Here is a 13,216-nt window from a genome sequence, read left to right as displayed (position 1 = left end):
TTAATCTTTTTGGTGTGGTTTATTGATTTTTTTGATAAATCTGGCTGGATTCCCGGCTACCACAGTCATAGGAGGAACGTCTTTGGTCACTACACTGCCCGCTCCGATAATTGCGCCGTAGCCAATACGTACTCCGGGGAGGACGGTCGAATTGATTCCTATCCATACCTTATCCTCAATGGTAATCGGACGGCCATAGGTAGCGCTGCGATTCTCCGGATCGGGGTCGTGGTTGATTGTAATCAGATTGACTTTCGGTCCGATAAATACCTCATCGCCAATCGTTATGCCGCCGCGACCGAAGAAAGTGCAGCATTGCTGGATGAAGCACCCTTTTCCGATGGTGATAGGCTTACCGTAGTCGATGTAGAGTGGCGGCAGCACCGTTGTACTTTCTTCAAGCGGTTTACCGAGAATCTTGCCCATATATCCGTGTACCTCTTCGGGGGTGCGGTAACCCGTATTCATTTCTGTGGCAACCTTGATGGTAGCGAAAATGTCCTCAATTAATGCATTGTAGCCCGGCTCGTTGGGTGAAACCATCTCTCCCGATAAATCTTTTTCAAAAATACTTTTCATAATCGTTTGATTTAAATTGTTATACACTCTAATCATTTTTCGGGTACAAATGTAAGGAGGCTATGCTACAATGGCTTTGTTGTACGGTTCAATATGCTTTGCCGTGCAGTCCACGGATAGAAAAAGTTCCGCAATCTATGTGAGACTCACTTCCTGCTGTATGTCTTCTGTCGGAGGAATACCGTAGGTGGCTTTATAAGCTTTCGAGAAATGGGAGAGGTTCTTGAAACCTACTTCAAAACAGATTTCCGATACTTTGCGCCCTCCTTTCCGTATCAGCTCACGGGCGGCTTCGAGACGGCGCTGTATCAGCCATTCCCGTGGGGAGAGTGTGCTGCATTTTTTGAAATCGCGTTTAAACGTGGATAGGCTGCGGCCGGTATAATTGGCCATTTCTTCCATGGATATGTCGTTCATGTAATTGTGTTCCAGAAAGTCCAATATGTCTATTTTCCACGGGTCTGCAAAATCAAAAACGGAAGCATACAGGTTTTTACTCGTATTGAGCAACACGTATATCCCCTCCATCCTTTTCAGTTGCAGCAACTCCTCAGTCGGGTGGATGCTCGAATCGAAATAGGGTGTCATGGATTCGAACAGACTTACAATGTCGGGGCGGTTGGAAGGTAGCTTGTACAAGCTTATTTTATCTCGTTTGGCATCTTTAGGCAGGATGTCCCGGTTCAGCCTGCTGTAAAAGTCACGCAGGAATTTGGGAGTGAACATCAGGAAAATGGCTTTGAACTGCTCTCCATTCCAGGCTTGTTTGGTCATTTGCACACTAAAGTCCTTACGGATAAAGGCACAGTCTCCTTTATGCAGCCGAGTGATTTTGCCTCTTTCATCGATAACCATTTCACCGGAGTACATATATACCAGCACGTGCGAATGATTCCGGTGCGTGCAGCTTCTCCCTCCCTCGAAATACATTGCCAGGAAGAGGTCCGAATAGTGCAATGTCTTGATTCCGTCTGTCATTTTTTCTGTTTGATTATAAATCTGATTCTTCGTACAAAGATAACTCTTTTCGGCAGAAATCAGCTTGCTTATTTCTGCTGCTTTTGATTTTGCATTATCTTTAGATAAGATAAGCTGCACTTCAACATAACTTTTTTCATGCAAGCATGAAAGTTCTCTCTTCAGTTTGCATTATCTTTGCAGCATGAGCGAAGATACGTATAAAACCATCGTTGCCCCTTCCGAGGGCATTTACACTGAAAAGCGCAGCAAGTTCATTGCTATTGCCCTGCCGGTGCGTACAGTAGAGGAGGTGAAGGCGCATCTGGAAACTTACCAGAAGAAATATTACGACGCCCGCCACGTGTGCTACGCCTACATGCTGGGCCATGAGCGGAAGGACTTCCGTGCCAACGACAACGGCGAGCCATCGGGTACGGCAGGCAAGCCGATTCTGGGACAAATCAATTCCAACGAATTGACGGATATATTGATTATCGTAGTGCGTTATTTCGGAGGCATCAAATTGGGTACGAGCGGACTGATTGTAGCCTATAAAGCCGCCGCCGCCGAAGCCATTGCTGCCGCCACCGTTATTGAAAAGACCGTGGATGAGACGGTTACCTTCCTTTTCGAATATCCTTTCATGAACGATGTGATGCGAGTAGTGAAGGAGGAGGAGCCGGAAATCCTGGAACAGTCGTATGATATGGACTGCCGCATGACGCTCCGTATCCGCCAGTCCATGATGCCGAAGTTGCGGGCACGGTTGGAGAAAGTAGAAACATTGAGGTTTGAATAATACAACAAATGGGATAAGAGCCCCTTTCAATAGGGAAGTTGTTCGTTTCCTTTAACGGAACAAGTTGTTTTGTCCTTCGGAACAGACTGTTTTCTTTGCGGAAACGGCATCACTCCTTATGAAAGGCTGACTCCCTCCTTTAAACAAAAGAAAGTTTATGGCATTTAGTGCAACAAAAAGAGAACTGGGCGAGCTCTACACCTTCTTTCGCCTGCTGGCGGATGGAGCCGTGTCACTGGGTACACCGAAAGCTGAAAAAGACGAAACCCTGCGCTGGCCCGTTGCCTTGATACAGAGGGAAGAGCATGACGGTACGCGCCGTTACTATATCGAAGCGCAGGAAGTGCGCGTTGTCAGCGGAACTGCCGGGAAGGACGGTTCGTTTGTTCCGGGCGAGAAGGAGGAACTGCGTTTCCCCCGCGAAGACTTTGGTGATGCGGCAGAGTTGGTTCTGCATCTGCTGAAGAACGTTTCGGGCGAGGAAGTGGAAGTGTCCGAAGGTTTGGAAGCCTTTTTGGATGCTGTCAACATCTTCGACCTGGAAGCAAAGACGGAGGACCGTACCGACTTCTCCGTTGCCTTCTGGCATCCCGAAGCACCTCTAACGGGCTTCAATGTCCGTTGTCGTCTTACCCCGATGAATCCGTTGCTGGACGGAGGGCGCACGGCGAATCTGAAGCTGGAGCAAAGCGGTGTCAAGTTTGCCGTGCCCACGGTGAACAAGGTGAATGCCCTGCCGGAATCTCCTACGGAAGTGGCAGAACGCATGATGATGATTGAGCGACTGGGCGGCGTGCTGAAGTATGCCGACGTTGCCGACCGCGTGTTCCGCTGCAACTTGCTGATGATAGACCTCCACTTCCCCCGCATGCTTGCCGAGATGGTACGCTTGATGCACTTGGACGGCATCACCCGCATCAGCGAATTGACGGAGCGCATCAAGGAGATGAATCCGTTGAAGATAAAGGACGAGTTGATAAACAAGCACCGCTTCTACGAGTTCAAGATGAAGCAGTTCCTGCTGGCACTTGCCCTCGGCATGCGCCCTGCCAAAATTTATAACGGTACGGACTCTGCCGTCGAAGGCATCTTCCTGACGGACGGCAGCGGGCAGGTACTTTGCTACCACAAATCCCGTCCGCAGGTCTTTGCAGACTTCCTCTATCAGAATACGCGTTTGGAGAAAGGTGCCGTAGAGAAAGATAAATACGGCTTCTTGGAGCGCGAGAACGGCGTCTGGTACTTCAAGCTGAATGTAAAGATTGGGCTGGTGAAACGGTGAAACAGCCCCACTGAACACGTACTGATGTGCATTATCAACTATCAATTCTCAAATAAATAAATAAATGAACGAGACATTACAAACCATCAAGGCACGCCGCAGCGTCCGTGCCTATACGGAACAGCAAGTTTCCGCAGAAGATTTGAACCTTATCCTTGAGGCGGCTACCTATGCTCCCAGTGGTATGCATTTGGAGACGTGGCACTTTACCGCCATCCAGAATAAGGAGGTGCTGGAAGAGCTGAACGATAAAATCAAAGGTGCCTTTGCCAAGAGTGACGACCTCCATACACGGGAGCGTGGACACAGCCAGACTTATTGTTGCTACTATCATGCCCCCACGTTGGTCATTGTCTCCAATGAGCCGGACAAGTGGTGGGCCGGTATGGATTGTGCCTGCGCCTTGGAGAACATTTTTCTTGCAGCCAAGTCCCTCGGCATCGGTTCCTGCTGGATTAACCAGTTGGGGCAGACCTGCGACGACCCCGATGTCCGGGCTTTCTTGACAAAGCTGGGTGTACCCGAGAGCCATAAGGTATATGGCTGCGCAGCCCTGGGATATGCTCCCGCCGATGCTCCGGTGAAGGAGAAAAAGGTGAAGGAAGGTACGGTGACCATCATCCGCTAAACAGAGATACCCGCAGGAGAGGTGGCGGTCAGGTAATTAATCATACATGAAGCAAAATAACGTATAATTCCGCCACTCTCCGTTGGGCTTCCTCTTCACAGAGGAAATGGGTTATCGCTGCATATTGATGATGCCGCTGTCCGTATCACTGTTGTTCAGCCCCTTGTTGCCTGCCTTGTGCTTGCGTCCGAACTCGAATGTATAACCCACGCGCAGCACGACCATCTGTCCCGTCTCCCTGACGAATGTCTCGGAACGGAAAGGAGCCACTTTGCTGATTCTTTCTTTTCCCACTTTATAGTTATTGGTGAAAGGAAACATAATACCGATTCCCGCCTGAAGGTTACGCCGGGTGTACATTGCCATGAATGCCGTCTGGTTTTCGTTCTTCTTGATGGTTTCGCCGAAGAAATTGTTCTGCACTTTCCGGAACTGCCCGAGCAGCGAGAAGTCTTTATATTGCACTTGCGCCATCACGCTGTAATAGAATTCATCGTACATATGGCTATAGTTCAGGCCTTCCGACCAACTGCGCGTATATCCTCCCGAAGCATAAAGCGTCAGGAAATCCTTCAGCCCGAACAGCGTAGCGCCGTTAATGCCGACCATCAGTTCCGCATTCAGGCTTTGGAACGACCGCTGGTTTTCATCTTTCAGTATCAGTTTGCCGTCCTCCACGAAGATGCTTTCCATGATGGGATTGTCATAATACTGGTGGCGCACGCTCAGATTGGCATTGAACTGCTTCTTCGAATAGCTGTAAGACAAGGAGTTCGTGAACTGTTGATACGTTTTCAGCAACGGGTTTCCGCGGACTATCTGTATCGTGTCCATCGCTTGCTCCACATCAGTCAGCGAGCCGAGCGACGGTATGGCAGGACTGATGTTGAACCGGTAGCGCAGGAGTCCCGCCTTCTTCAGATTATAGCTCAACCGCACGGTGGGCGTGAAGGTATAGTAAGCATGGTCTTCCTCACTTTCCTTGAACCAGGCACGTGTCATTCCTACACTGCCCGCATAGCTGAAGTCCTTTACCTTGCCCTGCACCTCGAAGAAAGCGGATGTCTGCGACTGGTCCATCTTCGAAGTGGTAGGGTTGGAACCTTTATACTCATTCTCTGTCCGCATCTGATAGTGGCGGGCACCGCCGCTCAGCTTCACCTCCTTGAAGTTCTTTTCATAGATGGCTTCGCCAATGACGGAGCGCTTGTCACCGTCCACCAATGTCTGGATGTCTGCCAGCGGTGCGTTCTCGTCTTTGTACTCCTTGTATTTCCGGTTGTTCTTGGTATGGATGAGCGTTCCCGTTACATTCACCTGGATGCTCTGCTGATGGGGCAGGGTATGCTGGAAGTAAAGGTCGAGCGCCGGAGAGTAGCTGGATGTATGGTTGTTGACGTATGAATAGATGGACTCCGTGCTGCCCACTGCCCACATCTTGTTCAGCTCATTCTGGTAGGGGGCATTGCTGAGGTTGTTACGGAAAATGGCATTGAATACATATTTGTCCGCTTTCGTCAGATTGTACGTCAGATTCAGGTTGTTGATGAAGCTCAGGGAGGGAGACTCGTCTTCGATGCCTTCCTTGATGCGGTCGATGGTACGGTCGCCCAGATAGAAGGTTTCATGGGATTCGAGGCGGCTGTGATACTTGCCGTTCTTGTTGAAGTAGTCGATGCCCCATTCGGAGTTCTTGTAATTGAACTTCGCGCTCAGGAAATTCTCTCCCCATAGGGTGTGGGGCGAATCGGAGAGTTGGAAGTTCACAACACCGCCCGTTTCGCGGCGGCGCAGGATAATGTTGACTACGGCGCCCAGTTCATCGTCTCCGTACTGCTTGCCGGGGTCTTCGATGAACTCCACACGCAGTACGTCTTTGGCTCTGACGGCCGCTATCTCCTTGTCTGTCACTTTAATGCCGTTGATACGGGTTTGTACGGCCCCACCACCGCTGACGCTCATGCTGTTGCTCAGATTGTCCACTTGCAGACGGGCAATGCCGAGATTGTTCAGCAGGTCGTAGGCACCGAACGAGCGTTTCAGCTGGCTTTCGGAAGGCAGGATGATTTGCCGGTCTACCCGCTGCAGCACATTGCTGGCGGATACCGTCACTTCACCGAGGCTTACGGCATCTTCCTGCAACTGTACATCGCCCAGGTCGAGGCTTTTATTCAGTTTCAGCAGTATGTTTTCACTTTGGAGGCCGATGAAGGAGATGGAAAGGCGGTAATCGCCTGCCTTGATTTTAGGGAGGGCGAACTTGCCTTGTGCATCCGAGGTTACTCCGGTCACCAAAGTAGAGTCTATGGTCCATAATGACACATTGGCGGCTATAACTGCCTCTTGCGAGGCGTCCGTGACGCGTCCTTTGATGGAGAGGCTCTGTGCCTGCGTACTGAGTACGGAGAGGGCAAGCAATAGTAAAAAAAGTTGGGTTTTCATAATCGTTTGTATTAGTCTGTTACTGTTGGATAGGGATGCAAAAGTCACTCTTCCCGTTAAGGGAAGATGCTGAAGCTTGTATATCAGTTGTTTATACTTTCCTCGTCTGTCCGATGAAAGTTAGGAATGCATGAAGGAATAAATCTCGTACATCAGTGTCGAAACTTTGACAATCGTAAGTCCGAAGAGGAGTCCGAAGGTAATCCATAATGCAGTCTTTGCGTATCTCTTCATGAACCGTCTTTTTTAAGTTTGTTATATCGTTCTGTTATTTCTTCTATACTGATGCCGAGCAGCTCCATGCTGCGGAACATGTCGGCAAGCTGGTTTTCAAAAAACTCTTTCTTCTGTATTCGCATCACTTTCTTCACCGCATCTTTGGAGAGGTAGAATCCCATTCCCCGTTCCGGGTAGATGATGCCCTCTGCCTGGAGGTATTCATAGGCCTTCAACACGGTACGCGAGTTCACTGCCAGTTGTGTGGAGAGCTCCCTCACGGATACCACCCGCTCTTCTGCCTGCCATTCGCGGGTGAGAATCTTGCTGAAACAGAAATCTACAATCTGCTGGTATATCGGTTTGTTGGTCTTGAAGTCCATAGGCTACAGTTGTTTTTCTTTGAGCAGGAAGTAGCTCGATACCCATGAACCGAGCAGCACACTGATGGGAGCCGCATAATTGCAGAAAGTCACGATGGCTTGTGCACCGGCCGACAACGGATAGTTGGTGTTGGGCCATGTGGCAATGTTGTCTATCCAGTATCCGTCCGCTCTGGCTTCGGGCATGAGGGAGGCCACAAAAGTTACAATTCCTATGCAGACGGCAATGGAGCCTACAAAGATGGTGAAACTTTTCAGCAGGACTTGCCGACTGAAGGCGAAGTAGCCGATGAAGGCGGAAGCATGCAGGATTGCATTGGTCAGTATCTGGGTGTTGTGTATCCGGAACATCGTGATGTGCGTTGCGAAATACTGCAGGAACTCGCTGCCGCTTAAGGACAGCAGACCTTTGAGGCAGGCTATCAGTAGACCGCAGAATAGGGGAAGCAGCAGCAGGTATTTTATCCAGATATGCAGGAACTTCTCGAATGCCGATGCCGGCAGCAGTATATCGAGAGTAGAGTTGCGTTTGCTGAAATTTGTTTCCAGCAGGCAGGGGGCAATGAGGATAAACCATAGTACGTAGCGGGAGAATTCGGTGGCAGAGGTATGTTTGCCGTAATAACTTCCACCGCGGTTTATGTCGTAGAGAATGCACAGGATGCAGATGAACGATACGACGGCTGCCGACCAAAGCAGGTGCCTGCCGGTCTCATTCCTTTTATATTGTTCCAGTAGCAGGAAGCGTTTCAGATTAAAAGTTGCGTTCATAGTTCTGTTTGTATGATGGATTTTCATTGAAACATGCTCTTTATCTTTTCCGGTTGTTGCAGCACCGCTTTATACAGCAGCTCGATGTCCGGTGTGTTCTCTTCTCCGTCCTCGTTGGGGAGAATGGAGAAATGGCCTGCCAAGTCTTGTTCGCTGTAGATGCTTTCTGCCGGCAGAATGTCCGTACGGGCAAAGAGAAGCCGGTTACTGATTTCGTCCAGCGAACGGTTCAGTAATATTTCGCCTTTGCCAAGGATGACGAGATGGTCCAGCAGATTCTCGAAGTCGTGCGCCTGATGGGTGGAGATGAGCAGCGTGCTTTCATCGTCCATGCTGCGGCTGATGATACGTTTCAAGGCTTGGCGGGAGGTGATGTCTAGCCCGTTTGTCGGTTCGTCGAGCAGGATGTATGGAGTATGCAGGGCAAAGGCGTATGCCAGCATTGCCTTCTTCTGTTGTCCGTAGGAGACGGAAGAGAGTTTTTGTTTCCGGTCGATTTTCAATTCTTCCAGGTTCAGCTCGAATTCTTCTTGATTGAAATGTGGATAGAATACGGAATGGTGTGCAGCGAAGCTGACGATACTCTCGGTTGGCATCTGCATCTCTTCGGGCAAGAAGAAGTAACGGTTTAGCGCCCCGGGCTGTCTCTCCACCGTGTTTCTTCCGTCTATACTGCACTTTCCGTTTTTGGGGAAGAGTAGTCCGCAGATGAGATGCATCAGCGTCGTTTTGCCTACGCCGTTTTCTCCCAGAAGTCCATATATGCCGTTTCCTATTTCCAAAGATATGTTGTTGAAAATAAGTGGATTGGACTTGTAACCGTAGCTCGTATTCTCTATCGTTATCATAATTTTATTAGTGTTGCACTGATGTACAACACTGCAAACGTAGGGTAAGTTATGGAGAAAAGCAAGGGGGAGAGATACTTATTAACTTCTTTTAGCGGTTGTGCGCTTGCCGTTTGCTTACAGCATCTTCACCAGTATGTCCCATACAGCCACCATGTGGCAGGCTGAACCGCCCAATACAAAGAAATGGAAAACCGAATGCATGTACCGTGCCTTGCGCAAGGAGTAGAAGGCGGCTCCCGTGATGTAGCATACCCCCTCGGCAATAATCCAGTAGCAGGCTGTGGGGGAGAGGGCGAAAAGCTGCTTGAATACTACCAGTACGGACAGCCCCATCAAGATGTAGCACACTGTTTCCACGTAACTGTGCTCCTCCATCTTGCGGAAGCTGACAACAGTGCCGATGATGGCGCATAGCCAGACGAAGCCGAAAAGTCCCCAGCCCCAACCGCCGTCCTCTCTCAATGCAATGAGTGTGATGGGGGAATAACTGCCTGCAATGTGCCAATAGATGGCTGCATGGTCCCAATGCCGCAAGCGTCGTTTCCACGGATTATGATGTTTCAGGGAGTGGTAGAGTGTGGAGGCAAGATATGAACCGCCCATGCCGAACAGATAGAGCCATACGCCGCATGCTGCCCAAAGATTCTGCGCCTGGTAGCATTTTATCAGGAATAGTGTACTTACAATTACTCCCATGGCAATGCCGATGCCATGGGAGATGGAATTGATGGTTTCTTCTTTTTTACTATAAAATAGTCCGTTACGCTTTCTTTTCATCAGTCGAAGCATCCATAGCATGTGGGCAACAGTTTACGGTCTCCCAACGTGTTGTCTACACGTGCCACGTTCACCCAGAACTTGTTTTCGCGCACGCTTTCTATCGGGTAGGCTGCTTTTTGGCGGGTATAGCTGTGCTCCCATGTGTCGGCTACCACTTCGTATTCGGGATGCGGGGCATTCACCAGCACGTTGTCCGTCTTGTCGGCTTCGCCGTTCTTCACCTCTTGAATCTCGTCCCAGATGGTCAGCATCACGTGGACAAAGTTGTCGAGTTCGGCAAGGCTTTCGCTCTCCGTCGGTTCAATCATCAGTGTGCCGTGTACCGGGAAGGAGAGGGTAGGGGCATGATATCCATAATCCATCAGGCGCTTGGCGATGTCGTTTTCGCTGATGCCCGTCTCTTCGTGCACCTTACGGCATTCCAATATCATTTCGTGTCCTACGAAGCCGGTAGCACCGCGGTAAACGATGCCGTATGTATCCTTGAGGCAGGCTGCCAGGTAGTTGGCGCTGAGGATAGCTATCTTCGTGGCACGCGTCAGCCCTTCTGTTCCCATCATGCGGATATAGCCGTAAGTAATGGGGAGGATACCTGCACTGCCGAAGGGAGCTCCGGACACCTGGTTGGCAGCATTGCCGAACAATTTATGTCCCGGAAGGAACGGAACCAGATGCTCTGCCACGCAGATGGGACCTACGCCCGGTCCACCGCCACCGTGAGGAGAGGCGAACGTTTTGTGCAGATTCAAATGGCAGACATCCGCACCGATAAAGCCGGGATTCGTCAAGCCTACTTGGGCATTCATATTGGCGCCGTCCATATATACCTGCGCACCGCAGGCGTGTATAATGTGGCAGATTTCCACAATTTCCGTTTCAAAGATACCGTGTGTGGAAGGGTAGGTAATCATTAGGGCGGCGAGGTCCGCCTTGTTTTCTTCCGCTTTGGCGCGCAGGTCGGCCATATCCACATTGCCTTGTGCGTCGCAGGCGCAGGTCACGGTGGTAAAGCCTGCCTGGATGGCAGATGCCGGGTTGGTGCCGTGTGCGGATGCAGGTATCAGTATTTTATTGCGGTGCCCTTGTCCTATACTTTCCAGATAGGCGCGGATGACGCGGAGTCCTGCATATTCGCCTGCCGCACCGGAGTTGGGTTGCAGGCTGACACCGGCAAAGCCGGTAATTATCTTCAGCTCTTCACTGAGGTTGCTTATCAGTTCGCGGTAACCTTCGGCCTGGTCCTCGGGCACCAGGGGATGCATGTTCATGAATTCCGGACGGCTGAGCGGCAGCATCTCTGCGGCAGCGTTCAGCTTCATGGTGCACGAGCCGAGGGAAATCATGGAGTGTGCCAGTGAGATGTCCTTGCGGTCGAGACGCTTGATGTAGCGCATCATCTCCGTTTCCGTATGGTATTTGTTGAATACTTCATGTGTCAGATAGGTGCTTTGGCGTTTCATCTCCGCGCTGATGCTGCTTGCCATGGGTACGTCGCTTGCCTTTTCCCAATCCCTTCCGGCGGCAATGGCAAAGATGGAGAGCAGTACGTTGACGGCAGTGATGTCCGTAGTCTCATCGATGCTCATACCTACGTCCCCATTCTTGAAATAACGCAGGTTCACTTCCTTGCTCAAGGCGATGGTACGTATCTGCTGTGCCGAAATGGTGTCGGGCAGTGCAAAGCGGAGCGTGTCGAAATATTGTACATTGACCTGCTTGTATCCCAGTCTGTTGATGCTCTTTTCCAAGAATACGGCAATGCTGTGGATGCGTTCTGCAATGGTGCGGATGCCTTCCGGACCGTGATATACGGCATAGAATCCTGCCATTGTAGCCAGCAGTGCCTGCGCGGTACAGATGTTAGAAGTCGCCTTTTCACGCTTGATATGTTGCTCGCGGGTTTGCAGCGCCATGCGGTAGCACAGCTTGCCGTATTTGTCTTTCGACCAGCCGATGATGCGTCCCGGCATATTGCGCTTGTACTCGTCGCGGGTGGCAAAGTAGGCTGCCGACGGCCCACCGTAGAACATCGGTGTACCGAGCCGTTGTGTGGTTCCGAAGACGATGTCAGCTCCCCATTCTCCCGGAGGGGTGAGCAGGGCGAGGCTCAGAATGTCGGCGGCAACGGCCACTTTGCAGTTGGCCGCATGGGCTTTTTCCACGAAGGCGCGATAATCTTCCACGTTGCCGGCGGCGTTGGGATATTGCAGTACGCAGGCGAAGATGTCCGGCGTGAATTCCATTTCATGGTATTTTCCTATACGCAGCTCGATACCTTGCGGAATGGCGCGGGTAGTCATTACCGCCAGTGTCTGCGGGAAGACGGCTTCGTCTACAAATACCACGTTGGCACCCGATTTCTGCATGTCGCGCGGACGCAGGGCGTACATCATCGTCACGGCTTCGGCTGCGGCAGTCGCTTCGTCCAGCAGGGAGCAGTTGGCAAGGGGCATGCCGGTGAGGTCGCATACGGCAGTCTGGAAGTTCATCAGAGCTTCCAGGCGTCCTTGTGAGACTTCGGTCTGATAGGGGGTATAGGAAGTGTACCAAACGGGGTTCTCGAATACATTCCGTTGGATAACGGCAGGAGTGATGGTATTGTACCATCCCATACCGATATAGGTTGTGTAAAGTTTGTTTTTGGCAGCCAGTCCTGCAATGTGCTGTCCGAATTCATACTCCGTCATTGTCTTGGGCAGAGCCAGCGGTTCTTTCAGGCGGATGTTGGCAGGAATGGTTTTATCAATCAGCTCGTCCAGGCTTTTCACTCCTATTTTTTGGAGCATCTTCTCCTCGTCTTTTTCGCTGATGCCGATGTGGCGGTAGGCCAATAGGTCGTTTTTCATGGCTGTAATGATTTAAAAGTTTGCTGTATATTTACCGGAAGAACGGATTCTCCGCTTTTTCTATTCCTATGGTAGTCGGTGCTCCGTGTCCGGGATAGACAATCGTGTCGTTGGGCAGGATGAACAGACGGCTGCAAATATGCTCTATAAGTTCGTCGAAGTTGCCGCCGGCAAGGTCGGCACGGCCGATGCTGCCTTGAAACAGCACATCCCCCGAAAACATGCAGTGGTCTGCCGCGCAATAGTACACCAGGCTGCCCGGCGAGTGTCCCGGCACATGGATGGCTTCCAGTTCCGTATTGCCGAAGGTGATGATGTCTCCATCGTGCAGATAAGTGCCCAGGGGCACGGGGGCTTCCTGCAGTTGGAAGCCGAACATGCGGCTTTGTTTCGGCGCTTCGTCAATCCAGAACTCATCGGCCTGGTTGGCTTCAGCCTTCAATCCGAACTCTTTCAGCATGAAAGGATTGCCGAAGATATGGTCCAGATGCAGATGGGTATTCAGCAGATGTTTCACATTCAGCCCATTCTTGGTGATGAAGTTTTTCAAGGCCTGCTTTTCTTCTTCATAAAAACAGCCCGGGTCAATGACGACCGCTTCATTGGTTTCGTCCCAAAGCACATAACAGTTCTCCGGGAACATATTAAACTCAAATCTCTTTATTTTCATATTATGTAT

General features: G+C 50.7%; 12 protein-coding genes. 3 read left to right on the top strand and 9 right to left on the bottom strand.

Going from position 1 to position 13,216, the window contains the following annotated elements; translation table 11 throughout:
• Nucleotides 1–579, bottom strand: a complete 579-nt coding sequence (locus DWY55_RS03885) for a sugar O-acetyltransferase (RefSeq protein WP_035448206.1) — start codon at nucleotides 577–579, stop codon at nucleotides 1–3.
• Between the two features lie 135 nt (nucleotides 580–714).
• A complete protein-coding gene (locus DWY55_RS03880) occupies nucleotides 715–1,557 on the bottom strand; it encodes a helix-turn-helix domain-containing protein (RefSeq protein WP_035449226.1) in 843 nt (280 codons plus the stop codon).
• A 184-nt stretch (nucleotides 1,558–1,741) separates the two neighbouring features.
• On the opposite strand from DWY55_RS03880, the gene DWY55_RS03875 reads away from it, so the two are divergent.
• The 3 genes from DWY55_RS03875 to DWY55_RS03865 all read left to right on the top strand — a co-directional run bounded on the left by DWY55_RS03875 (nucleotide 1,742) and on the right by DWY55_RS03865 (nucleotide 4,248).
• Entirely contained in the window at nucleotides 1,742–2,338 is a 597-nt protein-coding gene (locus DWY55_RS03875; protein ID WP_005837654.1) for an IMPACT family protein, read from the top strand.
• A 157-nt stretch (nucleotides 2,339–2,495) separates the two neighbouring features.
• Complete coding sequence (locus tag DWY55_RS03870) at nucleotides 2,496–3,620, top strand: HpaII family restriction endonuclease (protein WP_005836324.1); 1,125 nt, start codon at nucleotides 2,496–2,498, stop codon at nucleotides 3,618–3,620.
• 64 nt (nucleotides 3,621–3,684) lie between these two features.
• Complete coding sequence (locus DWY55_RS03865; RefSeq protein WP_005828141.1) at nucleotides 3,685–4,248, top strand: nitroreductase family protein; 564 nt, start codon at nucleotides 3,685–3,687, stop codon at nucleotides 4,246–4,248.
• A 111-nt stretch (nucleotides 4,249–4,359) separates the two neighbouring features.
• Here the strand turns inward: DWY55_RS03865 and DWY55_RS03860 are convergent, their stop codons facing one another.
• From DWY55_RS03860 to DWY55_RS03830, 7 genes are all read right to left on the bottom strand, one after another.
• Entirely contained in the window at nucleotides 4,360–6,690 is a 2,331-nt protein-coding gene (locus DWY55_RS03860; RefSeq protein ID WP_117879012.1) for a TonB-dependent receptor, read from the bottom strand.
• 230 nt (nucleotides 6,691–6,920) lie between these two features.
• The gene (locus DWY55_RS03855) at nucleotides 6,921–7,289 is read right to left on the bottom strand and encodes a GntR family transcriptional regulator (protein WP_005836330.1); all 369 of its coding nucleotides are present in this window, start codon (nucleotides 7,287–7,289) and stop codon (nucleotides 6,921–6,923) included.
• A gap of 3 nt (nucleotides 7,290–7,292) precedes the next feature.
• On the bottom strand, nucleotides 7,293–8,087 hold the full coding sequence (locus tag DWY55_RS03850) for a hypothetical protein (RefSeq protein WP_005836332.1): 795 nt from the start codon (nucleotides 8,085–8,087) through the stop codon (nucleotides 7,293–7,295).
• On the bottom strand, nucleotides 8,084–8,908 hold the full coding sequence (locus tag DWY55_RS03845; protein WP_117879013.1) for an ABC transporter ATP-binding protein: 825 nt from the start codon (nucleotides 8,906–8,908) through the stop codon (nucleotides 8,084–8,086). Before DWY55_RS03845 ends, DWY55_RS03850 begins: the two co-directional genes overlap by 4 nt.
• A 117-nt stretch (nucleotides 8,909–9,025) precedes the next feature.
• Nucleotides 9,026–9,709 (bottom strand): PAQR family membrane homeostasis protein TrhA, encoded by a 684-nt coding sequence (gene trhA / locus DWY55_RS03840; protein WP_016273522.1) that lies wholly within the window; start codon nucleotides 9,707–9,709, stop codon nucleotides 9,026–9,028.
• Nucleotides 9,688–12,537, bottom strand: a complete 2,850-nt coding sequence (gene gcvP / locus DWY55_RS03835; RefSeq protein ID WP_117879014.1) for an aminomethyl-transferring glycine dehydrogenase — start codon at nucleotides 12,535–12,537, stop codon at nucleotides 9,688–9,690. The genes trhA and gcvP overlap by 22 nt, the downstream gene beginning before the upstream one ends.
• 31 nt (nucleotides 12,538–12,568) lie before the next feature.
• Entirely contained in the window at nucleotides 12,569–13,207 is a 639-nt protein-coding gene (locus DWY55_RS03830; protein WP_117879015.1) for an MBL fold metallo-hydrolase, read from the bottom strand.
• Between the last annotated feature and the right edge of the window lie 9 nt (nucleotides 13,208–13,216).

This window comes from Bacteroides sp. AF25-38AC (genome assembly GCF_003602995.1).
GTDB lineage: Bacteria > Bacteroidota > Bacteroidia > Bacteroidales > Bacteroidaceae > Bacteroides > Bacteroides uniformis.
This window is presented reverse-complemented; position numbering and strand designations above follow the sequence as displayed.